We start from the raw sequence: 22705 nt of genomic DNA on the forward strand, positions 1-22705 counted from the left end.
AGTATTTCTAGTTGCTTCAAAACTCTTGTAGGAAATAAGGAGGCTAAAACCCAGCCATATAAAACCGGCGCCTGTTAGCGTCCCACCCGTGTAATCTTTCATTTGTTGATGAAATAAGGGTTAAATTGAGTCAGTGGACAAATACTAACTGTGAAAAGGCTGTATTTTATAGAACAGCAAACCTTATTTATTTATAATTAGTAGAGTAAAATTTGGTTGACCTTAAGAAACAATATTTCTTAGAAAAGGAGGTCGTACATGGAGCTCTTAATATCGATATTGATTCTACTTGTATTATTATTAGTGACAAATGTACTGGCACATTATATTTCTTTCATCCCGATTGCTTTAATTCAAATTGCAGTTGGAATTATAGTTGCTTTAGTAGCAAAGAATTTTACCATTGAAATTGAAGCGGAATGGTTTTTGCTATTGTTTATTGCACCGTTACTTTATCATGATGGCGCACATTTTCCTCGTGAACAATTATGGAAAATGCGATTACCGATTTTAGGCAATGCGATTGTATTAGTACTTTTAACGACTATTGTTGGTGGTCTGTTTGTGCACTGGATGATTCCGTCGATTCCTTTAGCGGCTGCCTTTGCTTTAATGGCTATTTTATCACCTACTGACCCAGTGGCGGTAAATGGCATCGCCAAAAGAGTTCATATTCCAGATCGTATTATGAATTTAGTTCGCGGGGAATCTTTAATCAATGATGCATCGGGGTTAATCACGTTTAAATATTCAGTAGCGGCGATTGTAACCGGTTATTTTTCATTGAAAACAGCAACAAGTGATTTTCTTTATATGTTTTTTGTTGGTTTACTTATAGGGATTTTAGGTGCATTAGCAATATATTGGATTCGACTTCATCTTCGCCGTATAGGAATAGTGGATTCAACATTTTACGTCTTGCTACAAGTTCTAACACCATTTATTTTATATTTGATAGCAGAAGAAGTATTTCATGCATCAGGGGTAATTACAGTTGTAACAGGTGGAATTATTGCGGCAATTGTTAAAGAAAAGACCGAAAGTTTCATTGCACAGGAACAGGTGGTAACAGAACATGTTTGGTCAATTGTGACTTTTACATTAAATGGGGTTATTTTCCTCCTGCTTGGGCTAATGCTACCTTCTGCCACAAATTCAATACTAGTAAGCGAGGAAATTCATAATAGTATCCTTATTTTATATGTGCTAGCAATTGGTTTGATGGTGTTAGTCATCCGTTTTGTTTGGGTGATGTTCTTTCATGTAGTAGATAAAAAAATATTTAAGAACGAAGATACAGTGACAATGAAAGATCATATTGTGACAACGCTTGTTGGCGTTCGAGGTACGATCACGATGGTAGGTATATTATCATTACCTCTAGTAACTGATCTAGGAGAATTATTTCCGGATCGTCAATTACTTATCTTTTTAGCTGCAGGTGTTATTTTATTCACCTTGATAATGGCAACCATATTTTTACCTTTATTAAATGATCAAGAAAAAGCCCAACAGCCAAATATAATGAATGAAAAAAGAGAAATGTTAAAACATGCGATTCGTAGTATTCAACGTGAAACAGTTGAAGAAAATGCTGCTATAGCTCTAAAGTTAATGAATCAATATAACGCAATGTTAATGAATGTTGAGCGAAAACAGTCAGAAGAAGCATTTCAAGCATATAGGCAACAAATGTTGGAAGTTAGAAAAATTGGGATGGAATTAGAAATAATTTATACGAAGCAATATATGACTGAACTTGGATTAAACGAATCAATTCAACAGGAAATTGATTATATTCTTAAAGAAAGAAAAGATATGTTAAATAATCGAACATTTACTTTATTAAAACGTAGTTTACGTCATTTTTTACGTGAACGGAAGATGAGCAAACTACCAGCCAATGTTGTAGAACAAATTAATAAAGTAAAAAAAGATTTAAAAGATCATGTGACATCATCAATTATCAAGCATGTTCAAGAAACGAATGAATATTCTATAGATATTGCTCAAAAAGTGGAAATGTACTATCGTCACTTACAATACTCATCTTATAAAATGGATTCTTCAGAGCAAGAAGAACAAAAAGAATACTTAGCTTTAATAGCCATTGAAGCACAAAGAAATCTTATAAATGAATGGTATCTGGCCGGTGATATAAATAATGAATTAGCTAAAGAGTTAAGAAGATTTGTGAATAATTTGGAAAGTGTTATTTTACTTGAAGAGGAAGAATAAATGGTGACTGCCTAGCATAATTTGCTGGGCTTTTATGTGTTTTGTTACTTTGAGTTAGCTACGGTTAATCAGTCAATAATGCAATTGGTAATGCTACTGGTTCAGAGGTATTTTTGCCTGGATAGGCCCGATACCAGCCGTAAGAGAATCGCCTATCCCCAGATAACATAAAGGATTGAAATCCATATTTCACCTCAAATGATTAATTGTATTTTTATAGTATTCAGTTCAGTTACGATTAGAAACTATTTGGTTGTCATACAGCCAGGCATGACGGACAAATCCCGCTTTGTTGGAACTAACATATACATATATAAAGTACTTACTATTGAGATGGAAAGGGGGAAAATCAATGCCGCGCGGAACGCATCAGGTAGAGGTGGAGTTACCGATAAATAAGATTTGGGATTTTGTTAAGGATATGGATAACTGGGCTCCACTTATTCCTGGATATATTCAACACCGAAAAATTACTAACCGCCAGTCCACTTGGGAATTTTATAGTAACATCGGATTCATAAAGAAAAAGATTAATCTAATGGCCACTATAGAAGAATGGATTGAACCGACAAGGGTTACTTTTAATTTAAAGGGTTTAAATGAGGAACTTTCAGGCGGTGGCTATTTCCTGGCAGAAGTAATAGCTAAAAATAAAACGAGGATAACAGGTTTTCTTGAGATCAATGCTGGTGGTGCATTGGGACCGCTGGTTAATGAGGTATTAAAGTCTTATCTTCCTAAAGTAACAGAAGAAATGACGATTGGGATCTCTACAAAATTGGAGGAGCTTAATTAAAAAATGTTGCATAAAGTCATTGCTACACCACAGAAAATGAAAGATTATTACGTTCTTTCATGGGAGTTCAATAAGTAAAAAAGAGCTGCATATGCAACTCAATGTTATACAAGTAAAGCCCCGAATAATCTCACCTGCTCCTCAAATTAGCCCTCATCTATTTAAGATGGGGGCTATTTGACGCTTACGAATTATTTGCGACAATGTTGCTATTCCGAGTCGTTATGCAAAAGAAGATAATAATTGGTTGAATCTATCGCGCTCCTCTAAAAAAGCGCAATGGCCGCTGTTTTGGAACGGAACTAGCGTTGAATTTTTGATCAGCTTATTTGTTTCCTCAGCTTGAGTAAACGGAACGACTTTATCGTGAATTCCGTGAATAATTAATGTGGGTACATCGATCTGACCAAGATCGTTGTAAACATTTTCATCCCTAAGCGTGACCATAATGGCGGAAGTCGCCCAATTCGCCGCTTGTAATCCCATTAAAACGAACCAATCGGATTTCAGTTCGGAAATATACTGAAAGAAAAAAATTCGCGTTTGGTCTTGCAGCATTTGCGGTCGGTCATGATTTGTATCCTCGATGATTTTATTTGTAAATTCTTTTGGAACGCTAGATGGAGAGGCAGCGTCGACCAGGACGAGTTTAGATACCCTATACCCTTTGTAACGAGCCATGTAACGGATCGAGATTGCACCTCCTGTAGAGTGCCCTACCAGTGTTATGTTGCTTAGCTGTAACGTCTCGATGACCATGCGGACATCATCTGCTAATCTATCGAAAGAATACCCGCTAAAAGGTTTATCCGATTTGCCATATCCCCTCCAGTCCATTCCAATACAACGATATCCAAGCGTTGGAAGGAAATTGAACTGATATTCGAACTGGTTATGGTTTAGCGGCCACCCATGAATAAACAGAATCGTTTTGTTTCCCTTTGGATTGATGTCCTCGATAAATACGTTGACGCCTGGTTCGACAGTTACAAAGTATCCCAAGTGTATCACCCCATTTATTAAAAAGTAATTTCCCATTAAGATATTCACCTAAGGCAGAGTGTATGCCTAATATCGGCGTTAAACTTTGTTGAGCTAGTGCGAAGTTCTGATGAATACAAACTTAAGAAACGCCCAAGGATGGTAGGGGGATTTTTCGATTTTTAATGCAATGGCGGAAAGCCCCTTTCCTCGTTGAAGCAGCATATTAGTATTGATATTTTCGCTCTATAATAACGCGATTTCAACAGTTGAATTCGCTTCAAAAGGTTAAGCAACAAACCAGAAAACGAGCGCTGATTCTTGTTACATAATCGCGCCCGATTGTTGAAGATCGTCATTCAACTAAAGCCCCTGTAGTTAAAATCAAGAACTTTATAAGAAGATTAACTAAATTCAAGAAACTACTCTAAGATATTCTTATACGCTTTAAAAAGTATAAATCCTATAAAACAACTTAGTAGGTTTAGAATAATGTCATCTATATCAAAACTACCTAAAAACAAGATTAGTTGGAGGATTTCTACACTGAGTATGAGTAAAAAGCAAGAAGTCATCGTTTTGATTATATTTCTTTGAGAGGTAAAAGCCATTGGTATTAGAAATCCCATTGGTATAAAAGGAATGATATTACCAAAAATATTCATAAAAGCTATACTAAAACTCAAATCACTTATATAAGTTTCGATTGTTCTAAAAGGAACTAAGTTTGCACTTAATCCCCATTGGTCCCTACGCTCCATATTCGATTGTATAGTATTGATAACATCTTGTATGTCTCCATTGAACTTAATCACTATAAAATTTAGCACTAATAATATGTATATTGAAAAAAGAATCCTCCAATTTTTGTTATTCATACTTAGAAACCACCTCAATTCAGCCTATGTACTACATCATTGGTTGAAGTATAACCTTCCAAAGCGCCGTTTGGTAACATTTCATAAAAAAATGTTATTCAACAATATGGCCCGATTGTTGAACAACAAGTTAAAAAACACTCTTCAACTATCCTGCGCCGTTAGTTGAATTAGAAAAAGATGGAATCTCTATGGAATCCCATCTTTAAGTAAAGCACCCATTAGCTTAAAAAGAGAAGTTAATTTTCGGAGGGACATTGTACCCCAAGGCGGATTATACAAAGTAAACCGCTAGAGCCCCTTGTTCCAACCCCAACGACAAGAACCGTCCCCTTAACCCAGCCACGTTTTTCCACTCTGGCATATAATTTTAATAAGGTTATTTTATAAAAAGCAATATAAAGGGGATATATATATGATTGTAGATGTTAATGTTTTCAACTTTACTGATATCACAACAGCATTAGTGAGCGCACAAGACGGAGATGTATTCAATTTTTTTATTATAAATGATATCAATTTCAGTAGTGTTGTTTTGATACAAAAAAATATCACAATTAACCTGATAAATAGCAGCGGCAGTAGTAGTGTTACACTTGCGATTACAAGTGGAGGAAGCTTTCGTCACTTTTCAACGTTAACAAACGGCAGTTTAACCGGAGTGTCGATGAATGTAGGTGTAGGTATCATCCTTGATGGCGGAGGGACGGGCGGAGGTATATTAATTTTCGGTTCCAATTGTTCCCTAACGCTTGATGGCAGCACAATTACCAATTGCAGGAGTAGTGGCAAGGTGGCGGCATCCTGGTTCAGGGCAATATTAGTAGAAGCAGTCTGATCATGAACGCCGCGCTCATAGAAAACTGTTTTGCTGGTAGTGGTGCCGGTGTCTTTGGTGCTGACTGTGACATCGTGATGAACGGTGGGGAAATAACAGGCAACCGTGCGAACAACAGCGGTGGCGGTATTACCAATAGCGGGAGGGAACAGACTGGGTTCCACCCTTACCATTGACGGAGGAATAATCACCGCTAATTCTACCGTGGTGGCTTTCGGTGACGCAGGAGGTATAAACGCGTTTGACACCATCGTTACAATTCAAAACAGTGAAATAAGCAACAATTCGGCCGACGGCAATGGCGGCGGCATCTATTCAATGCCACAATCTTTGGGTAGCAATGCAAATGCGCTTGTTATCATGAACAGCACAATAATTGGCAACAGTATAAGAAATTTCGGCGGAGGTATTAGGGTACAGGGTGTTCTAGGCGAATTTTCAATTACAAACTGCTTAATTACTGAAAATAAGGCAGTCAGTGTTATAGCCGGCTCAAATCAAGGCGGTGGCATTTACTTCTCCAGTGGCTCCACCCTTACCCTAAGCGACGGCCAGGTGACCGGAAACATGAAAAAGCTTTACAGCTTAAAGCCGCTGCAGCTCGTAATCCTTTTGAAAAGACCGTTTACCAGAGTCATATTTTAAGTCTTGATATGTATATAAAGATCCTTCTTCAATACAAAGAGCATCTATCAAAGTTAGAGTCAGAAATAGATGCCCTCGCAAAAGAAATTGAAGAATATAGTATTATCAAATCTATTCCCGGTATCGGTGAAAAAATCGCTGCAACGATTATTTCTGAGATTGGTGAAATAGATCGATTTAACAACCCTAAAAAGCTTGTGGCTTTCGCTGGAGTTGACCCAAGTGTTTTCGAATCAGGTAAGTTTTCAGCGACCAAAAATCGAATTACAAAACGAGGTTCAAGTAGACTTCGTCATGCCTTGTTCATGGCTGTTCGTTGTGCAATACGAGATTGCAGGAAAACTAAAACAGACGATAAAATCATTCCTCGAAACAAGCAATTGCGTGAGTTTTATGATAAAAAACGTGACGAAGGAAAACCTTTTAAAGTAGCGATAGTAGCTTGTATTAATAAACTATTACATTGGATTTTTCCCTTATTAAAAAATAGAACTACGTACCAAGATTTAGCTTGATAAGTAAGTACAACTAAATCAAACAAAACCTTCCAAAAACAAACTTTAGGAAGGTTATTTGTCATGCACTTTTTAGTATAGCACGTGCCTATTAAACTTTTAACAGAAAATTATTGACAAACTATTAGCTGGTTTAGTTTAAGTACATTTCTTCACAATATTTACATTAACTTTAACATAAATATCCAGTAATGAATCACCTCTAAGAACAACTAAAGAGGTCATTTTTATCAAACTTTATTAAAATTATCAAACTTTATTATAAACAATCAAACTTTTTTACAAAGCTACACTTAAATATTCCAATTTTCATTTTTGCTCATAAAAAAGCTGAACTAATTTGTTTGAATTATTCAGCCTAAAAATACCTATTATAATGTTACACATTTTATGAAGAATACTGGTGTATAGATAATACGTTAACTATTGACTTTTAATAAAATCGAATTGCTACTTTTTTATTATATATAATCGTTTCTCCCAAAATATAGCTCGGAAATTGATTCACTTAAACTCCCGTATTTCTCTAGATAAACTTCGCAGTATCTCCATATAAACTACAGATTATCCTTCTATAGTTGAACTATCAAGGAGGTAATAAAAAATGAATTTTATCAAACGTGCATTTTTAAGTGTAAAAGCAAGGAAAGGGAAATCGCTAATATTATTTACTGTATTTCTAGTAGTTTCTAATCTAGTATTAGCGGGTTTTGCAATTCAAAATGTCTCACAAAAGGCGAATGATCATGCTAGACAAACATTAGGTGTAGACGTAAGTCTTAGAATCGATGAAGAGAAGCTTATGGAAAATGTGGCAAAACAGCGAGAAGAGAATCCGAGTGGAAAAATAAAGCATCCGGAACTTTTGGTAGAAGAAGCAGACCAGTTAGCTAAATCGCCCTATGTAATAGACTACAACTATTTAAAAAGTGACATGCTTGTAGCAGATGATTTTGCACCTATTAATAGTGAAAAAGATGAAGAAGGGGTAATTGGAACAGTAGGTGGTAGTAACCCTGGAAATATGAAAATGCCTAATACATTTATCCAAGGTGTAAGAAGTTCTGATTTAATGCAAGATTTTACAGATGGAACGAATGAAATTATTGACGGTCGTCCAGTTACATCAGAGGATGCGAATAAGAAAGTAGCTCTGATTGAAAAACGGTTAGCCGAACAAAACGAGCTTCAAGTTGGTGATAAGTTAAAGATTAAATCACCTGATGAAACAGCGAAGGTTGACTTAGAAATAATAGGGATATACAAAAATTCCGGGATAACTGACTTCGAGGAAAACTTACCAGCTATGATGCATCCATCGAATAAAATATACACTACTTATGATTCGACGAAAGAAATGGAGAAAGAAAATGATAAAAAGGATGTATCTATTAACGAAGTAATTTACTATTTAAATGATCCAGAAAATATTGAGGATTTTAAAGCAGACGCAAAGAAAACAAATATTGATTTCAATCTATTTAAGTTAGATGCGCATGACGCTTTATATCAAAAAATGGTAGGCCCTATCGAGAATATTGCCGCTACTTCTAAAATGATTGTCTATTTAGTATCCATTGCAGGATCCATTATATTAGGTCTTATTATTATGTTGACCATAAAAGAGCGACGTAAGGAATTAGGTATTCTATTGGCTATCGGTGAAAAAAAGAGGAAATTAATAGGACAACTGTTAGTAGAAGTACTTTGTATAGCTGTACTAGCATTTGGCATTTCTATCATTACAGGTAAAACAGTGTCGCAAAAAATGGGAGACAGTTTATTACAGCAAGAAGTTATTGCTGCTGAAGATCAACAACAAGAATCAAATACTTTAGGATTCTCGTTTGGAATGATGAATAAACAAAATAAAGATGTTGAACCTATCGACAATATTGATGTAAGTATATCAACTCAAGATGTGTTGAATTTAGGTGGATTAGGGCTATTAATTGCGATTTTATCAACACTGCTACCAGCATTATCAATACTTCGTTTAAATCCAAAAGAAATACTATTAAAAGATGAGTAGGAGGAGTCATATGGACATCATATTACAATTTAAAAATTTAAATTACTATTATCAAAGTAATAATGGGAAGAACACTTTATTAGAGAATGTTAACTTTACCTTTGAAACAGGATGTTTCTATAGCATTTTAGGTCCATCAGGTTCAGGAAAAACAACAGCACTTACTTTAGCAAGTGGATTAGATAACCCTAAAGAAGGACATGTGCTCTACAAAGGAAAAGATATACGGAAAATTGGTTTAGATAAATATAGAAATAAATATGTTTCAATAATCTTTCAATCTTATAATCTGATTACGTATATGACGGCTCTTCAAAATGTCGTCACGGCAATGGAAATTACAGGGGTTAACATAAAAGATAAAAAGAGAAGAGCTCTTGATTTATTAGAAATGGTAGGCTTGTCAGAACTCGAAGCAAAAAGAAAGGTTTTACAGCTTAGTGGCGGTCAACAACAGCGTGTAGCCATAGCCCGTGCATTATCTTGTGAGGTAGATTTATTAATTGCGGATGAACCGACTGGTAATCTAGACGAGAAAACTTCGGATGAAATTGTAAAATTGTTCAAAGAACTAGCGCATAAAGAAAATAAATGTATCATCGTTGTCACTCATTCCCAGGAAGTCGCTAAACAGTCTGATAAGGTAGTTTATCTTGAACAACGAAATTTGGTTTGTAAAAATGTGAAGAAGAAATAGTTTGTAAAAATGTGAAGTCAAATATTAAAATTGGAGTGGAAAAAATGTGGACAAAAATAGCAGCATCCATTGGCTTAGTATCTATCGGAATAGCAATTGGTTTATTTGCAAATTTGGCGAATTTAGGTGGTGACTCGGATCAAAATGAAACCAATATGTTTCAAGACAAAAACACGTATTCAGAAGAAAAGATTCCCGATCAGCGGCAGTGGGAATCTCCAAATCCAAGAGGAGAAATGACGCCAGAGCAGTGGGAGGAGTTCACATCAAAACCAGGTGAACGTACACCAGATCAGCGGGATCCTTTCTCATCTAATTCAGAAGAAGATATGATACAAGGTTCTACATCTCCTATTTGAAATTCTTGCATGCGTGGCCCGACAGATTTACCTTCAGGTAGAAATGAACTGCCTCCTAAATATCGGTTATAAATAACGTTTCCCCTAGGATAAACAGGTGAAGATTAAAACATGTTTATCTTAGGGGGAACTTTTTGTTTTAATCAAAATTTCTCTAAGAAATCTACCAGTAGAGATTTTTAGAATTGAAGCTCTTAAAAAGACAATATCCTTATCGGTAGGAAAGCAATGAAGGAGGATGTATAAAAATCTATGATAAAGGCTGGAATTATAATCCTTATTAATTTTATAAATAAATCTTTAAATTACAAAATAAGAATCCATCTTTTTTCAAAATGGATTCTTATTATTATCATTATCATATTAATAAAGTTTTTAAGAGTTTTTAATCATTAATCATATTGATAAGTGACTTCATACTCTTAAAGAAGATATCCTCTGCTCCTAATGCTTTAAGCGATACGTATGTTAAACACGAACACAATAACAATGTAAAAACGGCCAATAACATCAATGGACGTAGATCAATTTTATACATAAAAGCTTCTCCTTAGTTGAATAAGTTGAAAGAAAACTGTTGAATAGACATATAAATCTAGACGTGCCCATCCTGTTGAAAGTATCAATTTTCTTCCTAACAACTAATTTACATGACCAATCTGGTATTTGTGTGAAGATATTGAGGTGTTTATGTAGAGAAATTAAACTCAAAAGCTTTCCTTCCAGTCGATTGTGGTAATCACATTGATGTTACAAAACAAAGTCGCAAAGAACCTCCATATTTGTAAATGAGATTGTCTAATATAATTTTAAAAGGTGAGGCATCTTCACATAAACTACAAATTGAACGGTTATAATGGCTACAAGGGGGATCTATCGATGAACTATCATATTCTTGTAGTAGAAGACGATTTAGAAATTCAAGAATTAATTAAACAGTTTTTAATGACACAAAATTATTCCATAGAGGTTGCATCAGATGGGTTAGAGGGAATGAAGCGATTTAATACACAATCGTTTGATTTAATTCTTCTTGATGTAATGATGCCCAACCTTAACGGGTTTGAAGTTGCCAAAATGATTCGTAGTGAGTCAAGTATTCCAATTATTATGTTAACAGCTTTAGAAGAAGAACAAGATCAAATGAAAGGTTTTGATCTAGGGATTGACGATTATATAACAAAACCATTTTCATTTCATGTATTGATTAGACGAGTACAAGCGGTTCTAAGAAGAAGTTATTGTAATAATAAGGAGAATCATTTAAGTTTTAATGAACTAAATGTCGATCGTGATGGATATAAAGCCTTTGTAAATAAGATTGAAGTACCATTAACAACAAAAGAATTCGAAATTCTACAACTACTACTTCATAATGAAAAGAAGGTGCTTACTAGAGAAATCATCATTGAAAAAATTTGGGGATATGATTATTCAGGAGAAACACGAATGATTGATACACATATAAAAAATTTAAGAAAAAAATTAAATATACCCTACATTAAAACAGTAAAGGGTATTGGATACAAAATCGATGAATAGGATTGTTAACATCATGAAGATGAAAAAAATAACCTATAAACTCTTTATGATCACTTCTCTCATTTTGTTATCTTTTGCAGTCTTGATTTATTTAACTTTATATTTCTTCCTTCCAACATTTCATGAACAATATAAAACTAATCAGCTCCAATCGGGAATAGAGGAAATAATCCATAATTCTAAAAATTTAACATTAACAAATGCGATACCGCTTTTTGACGACTACATCAAAAATAACAATGCCTTCATTTACCTACAAACTAAAGAAGGAACTATTATATATTCGCCTAATTTTTTGATGCAGGGAATTTCGCAACCACCGAATGCAATTGCAAAAACTGCATTAATACAGAATGAAGAAACACCTAAGAATGCATATTTTGTTACTTTGCCGATTCAATTTCTAGATGAAAGTAATTTAACGGTTACTGTATTCGCAACATTTCAACCTATTGATGAAGCGTCGCAGGTCTTAGTACGTTTTCTACCTTTTATAAGTATCATTGTAGTAGTTATTGGATTGGGGAGTGCCTATTTATATTCAAGGTTCATTACAAAGCCTCTCATCTACATTAATGAGGGGGCGCAAAAGATGGCGAACCTGGATTTTTCCGAAAACATTGTAGTTCGTTCAAATGACGAATTAGAGGAACTATCCAGTAGCTTGAATGAAATGTCGAATAATTTGCAACAAACAATGCAAGATCTACAAAAAGTAAATGAGCAATTAAAAGACGATATTGAAAGAGAACGAAAAATCGAAACAAAACGTAGAGAATTTTTCGCAACTGTTGCACATGAATTAAAAACTCCTCTCACTGTGATGAAGGGATATTTAGAAGGGATGATTTATAATATCGGTCCTTATCAAAATCGAGACTTCTATTTAGAAAAAAACCACGAAATAATCGAGAGAATGGAGCAATTGGTTCGAGAAATTTTAAGTATGTCAAAGCTTGAACAAGATACCTTTAAACTGCAATTGGAAGAAGTTAATCTTTTAGAATTATTTGATGCAATAACGAAAGATCTCGGTTTTTTTGCTTCTAAAAAAGACATTCAGATAATAAAACAAATTTCTTCTTACATGAATATACGTACAGATCATGACTTATTAGAAAAAGCCTTTAAAAACATAATTCATAATGCGATTATGTATTCACCGCAAGGAGAAACTGTCTTTATAGAGGTAACTGAGCTTTCAAAAGAAAGTCAGATTGAAATAAAAGTGATTAATACAGGTGTTAAAATTAAAGAAGAAGAAATCCAACAATTATTCGAGCCATTTTATCGAATCGAAAAGTCAAGGAATCGAAATACAGGTGGAAGCGGACTAGGTCTATATATTGTAAAACAAATTTTTGAAGCTCTATCTGTCACCTGTTCAATAAGTAATATCGAAAATGGCGTTCAATTTTTAGTTCATATACCTCGTTTCGATTGTAAAGGTTAAGACGTAAATAGAGGAATTTTCTATCAACATAACCAGGCACTGAACTGCTTCATTAGACAACGAGAATAATAAAGATGTTTTAAACGGCTTGAGTCCTAATTCTAAAGGACTCAAGCCGCATAATCGTTTCTGGTAGCCATAAGGAAGGGAAGTCAGGGGAGTTTACTCCTCTATTTGAACCAATGACTGTTTTAAGATATCTTCTAATACTCTAGTTAAAAAATCCAATTCATTAGATTGGTATTTATTTAAAAAATGAATTACATTCTTTTCTATATGCTCATGGAGGTCCTTGTGAACCTCAAACAATTCATATCCGAGTGGCGTAATAGAAAAGAGAATTTCCTTTTTATTATCGGGCAACTGCTCTTTTTTTATGAGGTTCAAACTCTCTAACTTGCGCGTAATTTTTGAAACGGTTCCTTTTGGGATTTCCATTTCTTTGGAAATTGTAATGCCATTGACAGGCCCGAATTTTCCAACTGCTTCTAAAACATGTAACATCATTATCGTTATATTCGGCAAAAGTTGTCTTAAAATTGGATTTTTAATCTTTTGGGCCATCCACTGTTTTTCCTCGTCATCTCCGTCTGTAAATCTTTTCGAAATTTGCTCTGTTAATTTAATGATTTGAAAAACAAGAGCATCCTTTTCTGTGTTATCGTACATCGTTTATTCACCTTTTCATAAATTTATTAAGAAATAAGCCTGTTTCTATAGTATACAAGAAAAAAGCAATCTCACAAAGTTTCCTAGAAACAATATTGACATTAATTCATAAAATGGTAATATGGTTTCTAGGAAACAATATGGGGGAGAGGATAAAATGAGAGATCAAGAAAAGATGCAAGTTGTTCGTATTTATGAATATGGCGGTCCCGAAAAAATGCAATTAGAATGGCTTGATATCCCTGAAATAGGTAAAGATGAGGCGCTCGTCAAAGTAAAGTTTGCCTCTGTGAATTTCCTTGATATTCAGATGCGACGGGGTGACCTGATAAAGCAAAAATTTTACGGAAAGGAAGCAGGTTTCAATAGTAACCTGCCGATTACGATTGGTAGTCAATGTATGGGCGTTGTTGAAGCGGTAGGTGAAAATGTTGACCATTTAAAACCTGGAGATAGGGTAATCTGTGGAGGCGCGGGAACCTATGCAACCCATGTAATTTCTTCAGCAAAGAGAATGATTCCAATAAATATAGATATTCCTGATCAACAAGCAGCAGCCGGACTGACACAGGGATTTTTGGCCTATGCCTTTACACATAAAGCTTATCCTATCCAAGAAGGAGAATGGTGTTTAATTCAAGCAGCAGCTGGCGGACTTGGAAGTTTAATATGTCAAATGGCGAAGCTTCGAGGAGGAAAAGTAATTGGTGTAACATCAAAAGAAGAAAAGGCGAAATTTGTGCTTGAAGCTGGTGCAGATATCGTTTTGATTTCCTCAAAAGAGAACATTCCTGAGAGAGTAAGAGAAATAACAAATGGAGAGGGTGTCCGTGTAGTTTATGATGGGGTTGGAAAGGATACCTTTGAATCAAATTTGAACAGTCTTGGTTTAGGAGGTTATCTAGTGATGTATGGTCAGTCAAGTGGATATGTTCCGCCACTTGATATAATGAAACTTCAAGAAAAAGGATCTCTGTTTTTAACAAGAACAAATGGACTTCCGTATATGAAATATTGGCCCGAATATATGGAGAATTTCCAAAAGTGGGTAGCAAATGACGATTTTTCAATAAAAATAGACCATGTGTATGCCTTAAAAGATGTAGCTAAGGCACATTCTGAAATGGAAGATAGAAACTCGGTTGGGCGAATTTTGTTAAAGCCTTAAGTAATTGATAATGAAATAGGGTATTCCATTTGTATTTTTGTGTAATTATATGGTAATATAGGATAAATCTATTTGGATGGAAAGGATACAGGAGAACACGTATGCCAACATTTACTTTGTGATGATCAATAAACTGGATAGCATTGCCCTCAAAAAAACAATGTTTTTTTCAAGGGGGTAGTATGCCCATTTTTCTCATTACAAAGGAACCGAGCAACCCTGTAGTCTCAATGCGTCAGGAGGTCCTTGTGTAGGATCTTCTTTTTTATTTATACAATAAATTTTACATTGTACTGCGAGATATCCAAATAGATGCTTGCGTACCTTTATCTTAAGAGGTGAAGGATTAATGTTAAATATTACATTCCGCTGGAGGCTTTCTCAAATACCAGAACGAACTGTCAAGAAGCACTGCAAAATGTGTGGGAAATTATCTGTTTTTATGGATACAAATGTACGAAGGCATAACGCAAACGGAAAAAATATATACCAATTTGCAATATATAAATGCGAAAAAAATCATACGTGGAATAAAAAGTTAGCTATTTATAAAACGTTCTCAGAGCATGTGGCTGAAGTTGAGGAGCAGAAAGAAGAATCTTCAATATTATCAACGATTCCGATAATCAGCTTAGTAGAACGAGGAATAAAGGTGATACACATTGTATTAGATGATGTGATTGGAAAACATCGAATTGATAAAGTGCTTGCAATCCAAATAGAGGATTGGAGTCGATCACAGATCATAAAGAAAATTGAAAATGGAACGATTCAATTAAATAATCAAATCATTAAACCTAGTACAATATTGTCAAAGGGCGAACGTATTTCCATTTTCATTGACTAAATAAATTTTTTTCAAGGTCGCAACATGGTGAAGGGAGACATTCCCTACACGGTTGTGACCTTTTTGTTTGAGTGAAGGAGATATCGTAACAGGGTAGAGTCATTCAATCTTAATGGCTATTTGAATAGTTCAATATCAATTGTTTACATGGAGCAAGGATCGACTTTTTCTAAATTTTTTTACAACCTTGTTTATTTACCTAACGACTTCAACTGCTCGCTGATTATCATCGGGAATTCAGTTAAATCTAAAGGTAAGCCGTAAATCTCTACTCTTACGAAATAGTTAGAATAGAATAATAAATAGTTAGACAATAGTCATTCACCTGTAAAGGAAAACTTGTCTATAATTCAGACATCAAAGTATTAGAAGAGAAATCAAATGAAAAAAATTATAGATTTAGTTTTATCTAATTGATCTGCATCGTGTTGTTGTTGAGGCTTCGCTTCCGCACAAAAAACATTTGCCGGCTTAAGTACAAAGCCGATTCCGGGCGTAATATGCCGAGGTATCAGTGATTATCCTTAAATTGGAATATTTTGAAAAACGATGAAACTTATTGTAATAATTCGCGTCTACTAACCGAATCATAATTTTAGGAGGTAAAAATGTGAATTAAAAAAATCTAACAACTTCAGTGTTTAATAGATTAATTGATGACAAAGCTGCTTTTCTTGGCTTGAAAATAAAAGGTAAGCTTAGTTTTCTTACCGCAAAGGATAAGTATTACGATATGCTTGGCCAAAAGTTTAAAATAACAAAAAGTTTTAGTTGATTAAGGATAGGGAAAAATTGAAGGGGGCTAATGCCATGAAAAAAATACTATTCACTTTCATGCTTTTAAGTTTCAGTATAATAAGTGCATGCTCTGATAAAGAAGAGCATGTGAACAAGTCACAAGAAGAACAACAACTTAACGTGCCAAACAAGCCACAAGAAGAAGAGCGTCCATCACATGAAAAACAGCAGGAACCGTCCAAAACAAATACGGGAAACACAGTAGCATCTAATACACAGGCTGGGGCATTAAAAAATATTAAGGACCAGCTTAAAACTAATTTACCTATAATTTTACCAAAAGGGCTTCCGATAACAAAAGGTACATTTTTAACGGCAACAACGAAGAAAGAAGCTAATCAAGTTGAAGTACAATTTTTTGAAAGTAAAGAGGTTTTGCCAATCAATGATAAGAAGCTTAACAATTCACAGACAGCTATGATTATTGCAAGACTAGTAGTAAAGCAATATCCGAATGCTAAAGAAGCAAATGAGCAAAATTTTATATCAGAACTTTAGTCAAAATGGTGGTCAAAAGGTTGATCTTGGCTATAACATTAAAGGTTATCAGGATGCTGGAGCGGGTTCGTTATGGACTGGTTGGAATGTGGGAAGATGGGCATTAGCGACACATACACGAACAGACAATCCAGAAGCAGGTGTGAAGCTTGCTAAACAGGCAGTCCAATTTTTAGAAACACATATGCTTCCTATTCCAAAACAAAATGGTTTTGCGCGCTTAGATGTTTATAAATCAGGAAATACAATTGTTTGGCAGGACGAAAAACTTGTCTATACGCTTGATTCAATCAAAGAGCCACTAAAAGCACTTGAAATTGCCGCAGGTTTTTATCATTAATAGTATTCTAAATTTGGTGCTAGATAAATTCGCAAAGACGGATGCTATGTATTAAAACTCTTTTATTTATGTTAAGCGCCTGAGGTTGAATCGACTCAGGCTCTTTTGTTGAGTATTGCCTATAGCAACTTGCAAAAAGTACATTACACCGTTATTACTAATTAGTTAAGTTGTATGGAAAATTATGGTAGCTACTAGCGTCATTGCAGTAGTGGGTATTGCAAGATCAAGTTAAGATTTCGCCACATCAGAACATATGCTGCAACACATGCTAATCCAATATATATAAAACATGAAGTGGTTTATTAACGAATGTGTATGTAAGGAATAAAGCCACCATTAGCCATCCATGAAGCGCAAAAATAAGCACTTCACCACAGGAAAAGTTCTTTCATTGGAGTTTAAGTGTAATAATTCATTTATTTCTTCTATATGCATATCTTCTTTAGTTTTATTTATTACAGGAATGCTGCCCCTTCGTTCAGGAAGAATTTTCAACTATAATCGAAATCGCATATATTTTTAGTTTACATAACAACAGACATGGTAATGAATACTTGGTTCTAGATGCCAATTGGAGAGTAGTTATATAGGTAGCGATTTGAGGAACATTCCAAAATCATTACATACAAACCATGCAAAGATCTCAAATATGGGTCTTAGTCTAAGCCTCTTCATTAATTAAACATATCCTTTACTAAATCCTCAGAATGGAGGTGAAAAGTGTTAAATTCAATGCATTTTAATATAGGACATCAAATGTTTCCCGGTTTTCATAGATACAAAGGAATAGGAGGATCCCGTGACGGTTAAACAATTCTGATAGATGCTATGTAATACACAACGATAACAATTCACCCCGAAGAATATACATAAAAGAAAAGATCAGACGGAACCCACCCCAGCTGTCCCTTTCACTTTTCTTTCAACCTTGGACTTCGATAGGAATAACATATAAAAAGTTAACTAGTAAGACTAGTTAACTTTTTATACAGACGCACTCAATAGTCCATTGAATAACATTAAGTGTCATACTCTTCAGATAGCGGAAAATCACCTGAAGTTTTTAAAAAAATAAGTCATTCCAAAAGGAGTTTCTGCTCGTGCGTCGTTGGATTCGCGAAGTACGACGTAATCTGCTCGTGCGTCGTTGGTTTCGTGAAGTACGACGTAATCTGCTCGTGCGTCGTTGGATTCGCGAAGTACGACGTAATCTGCTCGTGCGTCGTTGGATTCGCGAAGTACGACGTAATCTGCTCGTGCGACGCTGGTTTCGCGAAGTACGACGTAATCTGCTCGTGCGACGCTGGTTTCGCGAAGTACGACGTAATCTGCTCGTGCGACGCTGGTTTCGCGAAGTACGACGAACCCTGCTTGTGCGTCGTTGGATTCGCGAAGTACGACGAACTCTACTTGTGCGACGCTGGTTTCGTGAAGGATGAAATACCTTGCTAGAGCGTCGCTGGATTCGCGAAGTACGACGTCTCCTGCTCGTGCATCGTTCGTTACTAATAGGATCTTGGTGCATGAAGTGACCTAACCCTGAGTTGTTAGCCATTTCTACTGCATTCTGTATAAGTGACATATTCAAACCTCCTTTCAACTTTATTAGAGAAAGAAGGTAGATTCCTTATTCAAAAAGAATCAAACCCATGCCTCTGCACATTCTTTCCCTAATCGTAATATATGAGGTTGCACTAAAGACGTTAGAGTCAATCACATAGTTTTCGAAAGGAAAATATAAACTCTATATCTTTTTGTGGAATCTTACATTTTGTTTTAATACGAATAATTTAAAAATGAAAGGAAAGAATTCGCGTGGATAACGGCACAATAATACCTGAATATCATCTTTTTATTCATCCTTTAGATTTAATTGAACTTAGGAAAGATATATGGTGTGACGATCCTATCGCTGCCAAGCTAACGATTAACAAAAGAAAGTATGATATTGATATCGCCTATCGTGGGAACCATATCCGGGATTTTCGAAAGAAGTCGTATCACATTTCGTTTAATAAGCCAAGTACGTATAGAAATACTAAAGAAATTCATATCAACGCAGAATATAATGATCCTTCTCTATTAAGAAATAAACTATCGCTCGATTTTTTCAACGAAATAGGGTGCTTATCGCCAAAGTCCCAATTTGTAAATATGAAATTGAATGGGAAAAATGAGGGGCTTTATTTGGAATTAGAATCAGTGGATGAGTATTTCCTTAAGAATCGACAACTACCGCAAGGGCCAATATTCTATGCGATTGATGGCGATGCTAACTTTTCGTTGATGAGTGATCTTGACAAAGAAGTAAAGAAATCACTTAAGGCTGGCTATGAACTAAAATATGGGACAGAACAAGATGAATTTCATTTACAAAAAATGATTATTGAAATTAATACCATTTCAAGGGCAGAATTTGAAAATGAAATTGTGAAATACTTCAATGTTAATCAGTATCTTAGCTGGTTGGCTGGCGCTGTTTTCACCCAAAATTTTGATGGTTTTGTTCATAATTACGCATTATACCAAAATAGCGAAACTAGGCAATTCGAAGTCATCCCGTGGGATTACGATGCAACATGGGGAAGGGATGTAAACGGGAAAGTGATGGAGGAAGACTATTTACGAATCGAAGGATTTAATACGCTTACCGCAAGAATTCTCGACGTAAAAACATTTCGACGTCAATACAAAAACTTGCTAAAAGTTATTTTAAACAACCAATTTAATGTAAACTATTTGAAACCAAAAATACAAGGTATGCATAATTTAATAAGACCTTATATTCAAAAAGATCCTTATAAAAAAGACGATATCCATTTATTTGATAAGGAACCAGAGTATATATTGGATTATATTGAAGCACGGGCGAAATATATAAGAGGGAAATTAGATTCATTAGATTAAGTTGTTACATCATCTTACAAAACCCTCTTTCCATGTGATAAGAGGGTTGTTGTCCCTTGAATTAGCACACAATTATCTGTACTATAAATATAGTAAAATCGTTTAAGTGGTGTTCTTCTTATGTGGTCATATTATTTAATTTTAGTTTTAGTTCATCAGCTAAGCGAGTTACACGGAGGTTATCCCGTGTAATAGTGAAGTCATTTTAGCTTCCTTTCTTCAACTAAACTGTACCGTACCCTGAATAACCACATCAATTTTTTTTGCTTTTATACGACCTCTACCCGTGAATTGAAAATAAAGTCGTACCGTTTATAAAAATTTAATAAAACTCCATTTTGATTAAATTTTTTTCAAAATGGAGTTTTTTGCATTTGCCCTTAAATAAAGGATGAAGGAAACTCTTTATCAAATAAAACGATATGAAGTATGCCTTTTATGTTTGGATATTAGTAAAACTTTTTAGTGGCTTAAGGATGTTAGTATCTATAATAGCACTTTCAATCTTAATTCCTCCTGCAAAAAATAAATACATTTTCTAATATACATAGAAGATAAATAGTTAGACAACAGTTATTCAATTATAAAGAATATCTAGTCTATAATTTAGACATCAAGTAAACGAGGAGAAATAAAAAAATGAAAAAAATTATAGGCTTAGTTTTAGTTATCGCCATTTTTATTGGTATAGGATTTGGAGTAAAACGTCTTATTGAAGGTCCACCACAATCAGTCAATGGAATTTTAGTGATCGGCACAGAAAAGGATGTCAATAAAGTTAAGCAGTTGTATAAAAATATAACTAAACAAACAGTTGACTACAAAATGAAGTTCATAGTAACAAAAAAAGGTGAATCAAATTTAAAGTATGCAGTTATTAACAAAACTACTGCTGAACCATTAGTTAAGAAAGGAATTATTAGGGCGAGAAAAGATCCAAACAGTACGTCTATCATTTCAGAACCTGTTCATGAAATTAAAGAATTACCCGGTTCACTGAATTTGTTCTATTCTTATAGCGATGGGGATATGGAATTTAACCAAATAGATTTGAATGGACAAATGATACCTGTACATTATCTTAAACATCAAGCATGGATAGGATATATTCCCAAGGATCTTGTTATTCTAAATGACCAAACTTATGATGAATTAGCCGATTCTGAGTCTATGCTCACATTGTTTCAGTTAAATGGTGGTAGTAAATTCGATTATAAAGATAAAGAAAAGATAAACCAAGTTTTCAAAGAAATAGAGAGCGTCTATCCAGATAGCGAAGACAAAGTAAATTTTGTAGACATACAAGATTAACTTCTTTCAGCAAATGTTTTATGTAGCGAAAGCAAAGCGGCAGGTACAAATGTTTTATGTAGCGAAAGCAAAGCGGCAGGCGAAGCGGCAGGTACAAATGTTTTATGTAGCGAAAGCAAAGCGGCAGGTACAAATGTTTTATGTAGCGAAAGCAAAGCGGCAGGTACAAATGTTTTATGTAGCGAAAGCGAAGCGGCAGGTACAAATGTTTTGGTAGCGAAAGCAAAGCATCAGCTACTGAAAGAAGTTAAAGCCTCCGGCGGATGTCACAGAATCGGATAGGAGTTAATAAAGGATGTTAGCCTAAAATCATCGCATCCATGCGATAACGGCTAACTGACCTGCATCGGTAAAAACGCCACGTCCTGTGGCATTACCGAAATGACCGACATCGTGTCGGTCCTCACGCAGACCTAAGCACAAAGCCGATTCTAGACGCAATTAATCCGAGGCATAATTGATTGAGGAGAGGTTGGGTTATATGGAAGTTGTACGTATGGAAAATGTAGTGAAAAGTTACGGGGAAGGTAATAACAGGGTAGATGCATTAAAAGGGATTGATCTTTCAATTCAGCAAGGCGAATTCGTCTCAATTGTCGGTGCTTCTGGTTCTGGAAAAAGTACACTACTACATATTTTAGGTGGGTTGGATCACCCTAGTTCAGGAAAGGTGTTCATTGGGGACAGTGATATTTATAAATATACAGATGATGAGCTTTCCATATTCAGAAGAAGAAAAGTCGGGTTTATTTTTCAATTCTTTAATTTGATACCAGTATTAAATGTCCAGGAAAATATTGCTTTGCCTACATTATTGGATAGTGAATCTATAGATATGGAATATCTAAATGAAATTATTAATATCCTTGGGCTTCAAGAACGTATGAATCACTTGCCTTCCGAACTATCTGGAGGGCAACAGCAACGGGTTTCAATTGGCAGGGCGCTTATTAATCGTCCGCATTTGATTCTTGCTGATGAGCCTACTGGTAATTTGGATACTCGAAATACGAAAGAAGTGATGGATTTATTAAGATTCACGGCAAAAAAATACAATCAAACCATTGTCATGATTACTCACGATTTAACGATAGCATCGGCTTCGGATCGGATCATCACAATACAAGACGGTAAAATCATTTCTGATCAGCGACTGACTGAGAAAAAGTTTCAGACTGGAGGACAATGAT

The 22705-nt window shown here is 35.0% G+C and carries 23 protein-coding genes and 1 pseudogene; 18 read left to right on the forward strand and 6 right to left on the reverse strand.

The features are described 5' to 3' along the window. The first annotated feature begins 258 nt into the window (after positions 1-258). Both ABH966_RS23105 and ABH966_RS23110 read left to right on the forward strand, forming a co-directional pair. Positions 259-2238: a cation:proton antiporter gene (locus ABH966_RS23105; RefSeq protein ID WP_370082562.1), complete on the forward strand. Its 1980-nt coding sequence runs from the start codon at positions 259-261 to the stop codon at positions 2236-2238. Between the two features lie 352 nt (positions 2239-2590). Next, positions 2591-3034 (forward strand): SRPBCC family protein, encoded by a 444-nt coding sequence (locus ABH966_RS23110; RefSeq protein ID WP_370082564.1) that lies wholly within the window; start codon positions 2591-2593, stop codon positions 3032-3034. A gap of 222 nt (positions 3035-3256) precedes the next feature. Here ABH966_RS23110 and ABH966_RS23115 read toward each other — a convergent pair whose 3' ends face one another. Then, on the reverse strand, positions 3257-4036 hold the full coding sequence (locus ABH966_RS23115; protein ID WP_370082617.1) for an alpha/beta fold hydrolase: 780 nt from the start codon (positions 4034-4036) through the stop codon (positions 3257-3259). A 401-nt stretch (positions 4037-4437) separates the two neighbouring features. Next, the gene (locus ABH966_RS23120; RefSeq protein WP_370082566.1) at positions 4438-4893 is read right to left on the reverse strand and encodes a VanZ family protein; all 456 of its coding nucleotides are present in this window, start codon (positions 4891-4893) and stop codon (positions 4438-4440) included. A 415-nt stretch (positions 4894-5308) separates the two neighbouring features. Between ABH966_RS23120 and ABH966_RS23125 the strand changes: the two genes are divergently transcribed. The 6 genes and pseudogenes from ABH966_RS23125 (at position 5309) to ABH966_RS23150 (ending at position 9979) form a co-directional block, all read left to right on the forward strand. Continuing rightward, complete coding sequence (locus tag ABH966_RS23125; protein WP_370082568.1) at positions 5309-5731, forward strand: hypothetical protein; 423 nt, start codon at positions 5309-5311, stop codon at positions 5729-5731. A 207-nt stretch (positions 5732-5938) separates the two neighbouring features. Then, positions 5939-6376, forward strand: coding sequence for a hypothetical protein (locus tag ABH966_RS23130; RefSeq protein WP_370082619.1), 438 nt, complete (start codon positions 5939-5941; stop codon positions 6374-6376). Further along, positions 6301-6891 (forward strand): annotated as a pseudogene (locus tag ABH966_RS23135) (IS110 family RNA-guided transposase); the annotation flags it as partial. The gene ABH966_RS23130 and the pseudogene ABH966_RS23135, both read left to right, overlap by 76 nt. Positions 6892-7495: 604 nt before the next feature. Further along, the gene (locus ABH966_RS23140) at positions 7496-8923 is read left to right on the forward strand and encodes an ABC transporter permease (protein ID WP_370082570.1); all 1428 of its coding nucleotides are present in this window, start codon (positions 7496-7498) and stop codon (positions 8921-8923) included. 10 nt (positions 8924-8933) lie between these two features. After that, positions 8934-9620: an ABC transporter ATP-binding protein gene (locus tag ABH966_RS23145; protein ID WP_370082572.1), complete on the forward strand. Its 687-nt coding sequence runs from the start codon at positions 8934-8936 to the stop codon at positions 9618-9620. 44 nt (positions 9621-9664) lie between these two features. Then, a complete protein-coding gene (locus ABH966_RS23150; RefSeq protein WP_370082574.1) occupies positions 9665-9979 on the forward strand; it encodes a hypothetical protein in 315 nt (104 codons plus the stop codon). A 385-nt stretch (positions 9980-10364) separates the two neighbouring features. Here ABH966_RS23150 and ABH966_RS23155 read toward each other — a convergent pair whose 3' ends face one another. After that, positions 10365-10517 (reverse strand): hypothetical protein, encoded by a 153-nt coding sequence (locus ABH966_RS23155; protein ID WP_370082576.1) that lies wholly within the window; start codon positions 10515-10517, stop codon positions 10365-10367. A 341-nt stretch (positions 10518-10858) separates the two neighbouring features. On the opposite strand from ABH966_RS23155, the gene ABH966_RS23160 reads away from it, so the two are divergent. Together ABH966_RS23160 and ABH966_RS23165 are read left to right on the forward strand one after the other, a co-directional pair. Beyond that, on the forward strand, positions 10859-11521 hold the full coding sequence (locus ABH966_RS23160; RefSeq protein WP_370082578.1) for a response regulator transcription factor: 663 nt from the start codon (positions 10859-10861) through the stop codon (positions 11519-11521). Then, the gene (locus ABH966_RS23165) at positions 11514-12974 is read left to right on the forward strand and encodes a sensor histidine kinase (protein WP_370082580.1); all 1461 of its coding nucleotides are present in this window, start codon (positions 11514-11516) and stop codon (positions 12972-12974) included. Before ABH966_RS23160 ends, ABH966_RS23165 begins: the two co-directional genes overlap by 8 nt. A gap of 162 nt (positions 12975-13136) precedes the next feature. Here ABH966_RS23165 and ABH966_RS23170 read toward each other — a convergent pair whose 3' ends face one another. After that, entirely contained in the window at positions 13137-13643 is a 507-nt protein-coding gene (locus ABH966_RS23170; RefSeq protein WP_370082582.1) for a MarR family winged helix-turn-helix transcriptional regulator, read from the reverse strand. Between the two features lie 157 nt (positions 13644-13800). Between ABH966_RS23170 and ABH966_RS23175 the strand changes: the two genes are divergently transcribed. Both ABH966_RS23175 and ABH966_RS23180 read left to right on the forward strand, forming a co-directional pair. Then, a complete protein-coding gene (locus ABH966_RS23175; protein WP_370082584.1) occupies positions 13801-14811 on the forward strand; it encodes a quinone oxidoreductase family protein in 1011 nt (336 codons plus the stop codon). Between the two features lie 349 nt (positions 14812-15160). Further along, the gene (locus ABH966_RS23180; protein ID WP_370082586.1) at positions 15161-15658 is read left to right on the forward strand and encodes a S4 domain-containing protein; all 498 of its coding nucleotides are present in this window, start codon (positions 15161-15163) and stop codon (positions 15656-15658) included. 191 nt (positions 15659-15849) lie between these two features. On the opposite strand, the gene ABH966_RS23185 is transcribed toward ABH966_RS23180, so the two are convergent. Next, positions 15850-15972 (reverse strand): hypothetical protein, encoded by a 123-nt coding sequence (locus tag ABH966_RS23185; RefSeq protein WP_370082588.1) that lies wholly within the window; start codon positions 15970-15972, stop codon positions 15850-15852. A gap of 496 nt (positions 15973-16468) precedes the next feature. Here ABH966_RS23185 and ABH966_RS23190 point away from each other — a divergent pair, with 496 nt between their 5' ends. Further along, entirely contained in the window at positions 16469-16954 is a 486-nt protein-coding gene (locus tag ABH966_RS23190; protein ID WP_370082590.1) for a hypothetical protein, read from the forward strand. Continuing rightward, positions 16926-17294 carry a hypothetical protein gene (locus tag ABH966_RS23195; RefSeq protein ID WP_370082592.1) on the forward strand — a complete coding sequence of 123 codons (369 nt, stop codon included), beginning with the start codon at positions 16926-16928 and terminating at the stop codon, positions 17292-17294. The genes ABH966_RS23190 and ABH966_RS23195 overlap by 29 nt, the downstream gene beginning before the upstream one ends. A 1066-nt stretch (positions 17295-18360) precedes the next feature. Here ABH966_RS23195 and ABH966_RS23200 read toward each other — a convergent pair. Continuing rightward, positions 18361-18879 (reverse strand): CotG/ExsB N-terminal domain-containing protein, encoded by a 519-nt coding sequence (locus ABH966_RS23200; protein ID WP_370082593.1) that lies wholly within the window; start codon positions 18877-18879, stop codon positions 18361-18363. A gap of 233 nt (positions 18880-19112) precedes the next feature. On the opposite strand from ABH966_RS23200, the gene ABH966_RS23205 reads away from it, so the two are divergent. From ABH966_RS23205 to ABH966_RS23220, 4 genes are all read left to right on the forward strand, one after another. After that, entirely contained in the window at positions 19113-20204 is a 1092-nt protein-coding gene (locus ABH966_RS23205; RefSeq protein ID WP_370082595.1) for a CotH kinase family protein, read from the forward strand. A 639-nt stretch (positions 20205-20843) separates the two neighbouring features. Continuing rightward, complete coding sequence (locus ABH966_RS23210) at positions 20844-21515, forward strand: lipoprotein BA_5634 family protein (protein WP_370082597.1); 672 nt, start codon at positions 20844-20846, stop codon at positions 21513-21515. Between the two features lie 49 nt (positions 21516-21564). Further along, entirely contained in the window at positions 21565-21732 is a 168-nt protein-coding gene (locus ABH966_RS23215; RefSeq protein WP_370082599.1) for a hypothetical protein, read from the forward strand. Between the two features lie 264 nt (positions 21733-21996). Beyond that, positions 21997-22704: an ABC transporter ATP-binding protein gene (locus ABH966_RS23220; protein WP_370082601.1), complete on the forward strand. Its 708-nt coding sequence runs from the start codon at positions 21997-21999 to the stop codon at positions 22702-22704. Position 22705: the final 1 nt, after the last annotated feature.

Source organism: Lysinibacillus sp. RC46 (assembly GCF_041262385.1).
Classification (GTDB): Bacteria; Bacillota; Bacilli; order Bacillales_A; family Planococcaceae; genus Lysinibacillus.

Bases quoted from the DNA above. Each gene is read 5' to 3' on its own strand.
- ABH966_RS23220 (WP_370082601.1), top strand. From the start codon at position 21,997: ATGGAAGTTGTACGTATGGAAAATGTAGTGAAAAGTTACGGGGAAGGT.
- ABH966_RS23170 (WP_370082582.1), bottom strand. From the start codon at position 13,643: ATGTACGATAACACAGAAAAGGATGCTCTTGTTTTTCAAATCATTAAA.
- ABH966_RS23180 (WP_370082586.1), top strand. From the start codon at position 15,161: ATGTTAAATATTACATTCCGCTGGAGGCTTTCTCAAATACCAGAACGA.
- ABH966_RS23105 (WP_370082562.1), top strand. From the start codon at position 259: ATGGAGCTCTTAATATCGATATTGATTCTACTTGTATTATTATTAGTG.
- ABH966_RS23175 (WP_370082584.1), top strand. From the start codon at position 13,801: ATGAGAGATCAAGAAAAGATGCAAGTTGTTCGTATTTATGAATATGGC.
- ABH966_RS23155 (WP_370082576.1), bottom strand. From the start codon at position 10,517: ATGTATAAAATTGATCTACGTCCATTGATGTTATTGGCCGTTTTTACA.
- ABH966_RS23210 (WP_370082597.1), top strand. From the start codon at position 20,844: ATGAAAAAAATTATAGGCTTAGTTTTAGTTATCGCCATTTTTATTGGT.
- ABH966_RS23140 (WP_370082570.1), top strand. From the start codon at position 7,496: ATGAATTTTATCAAACGTGCATTTTTAAGTGTAAAAGCAAGGAAAGGG.
- ABH966_RS23150 (WP_370082574.1), top strand. From the start codon at position 9,665: ATGTGGACAAAAATAGCAGCATCCATTGGCTTAGTATCTATCGGAATA.
- ABH966_RS23110 (WP_370082564.1), top strand. From the start codon at position 2,591: ATGCCGCGCGGAACGCATCAGGTAGAGGTGGAGTTACCGATAAATAAG.
- ABH966_RS23145 (WP_370082572.1), top strand. From the start codon at position 8,934: ATGGACATCATATTACAATTTAAAAATTTAAATTACTATTATCAAAGT.
- ABH966_RS23215 (WP_370082599.1), top strand. From the start codon at position 21,565: ATGTTTTATGTAGCGAAAGCAAAGCGGCAGGCGAAGCGGCAGGTACAA.
- ABH966_RS23190 (WP_370082590.1), top strand. From the start codon at position 16,469: ATGAAAAAAATACTATTCACTTTCATGCTTTTAAGTTTCAGTATAATA.
- ABH966_RS23125 (WP_370082568.1), top strand. From the start codon at position 5,309: ATGATTGTAGATGTTAATGTTTTCAACTTTACTGATATCACAACAGCA.
- ABH966_RS23200 (WP_370082593.1), bottom strand. From the start codon at position 18,879: ATGTCACTTATACAGAATGCAGTAGAAATGGCTAACAACTCAGGGTTA.
- ABH966_RS23165 (WP_370082580.1), top strand. From the start codon at position 11,514: ATGAATAGGATTGTTAACATCATGAAGATGAAAAAAATAACCTATAAA.
- ABH966_RS23120 (WP_370082566.1), bottom strand. From the start codon at position 4,893: ATGAATAACAAAAATTGGAGGATTCTTTTTTCAATATACATATTATTA.
- ABH966_RS23160 (WP_370082578.1), top strand. From the start codon at position 10,859: ATGAACTATCATATTCTTGTAGTAGAAGACGATTTAGAAATTCAAGAA.
- ABH966_RS23195 (WP_370082592.1), top strand. From the start codon at position 16,926: ATGAGCAAAATTTTATATCAGAACTTTAGTCAAAATGGTGGTCAAAAG.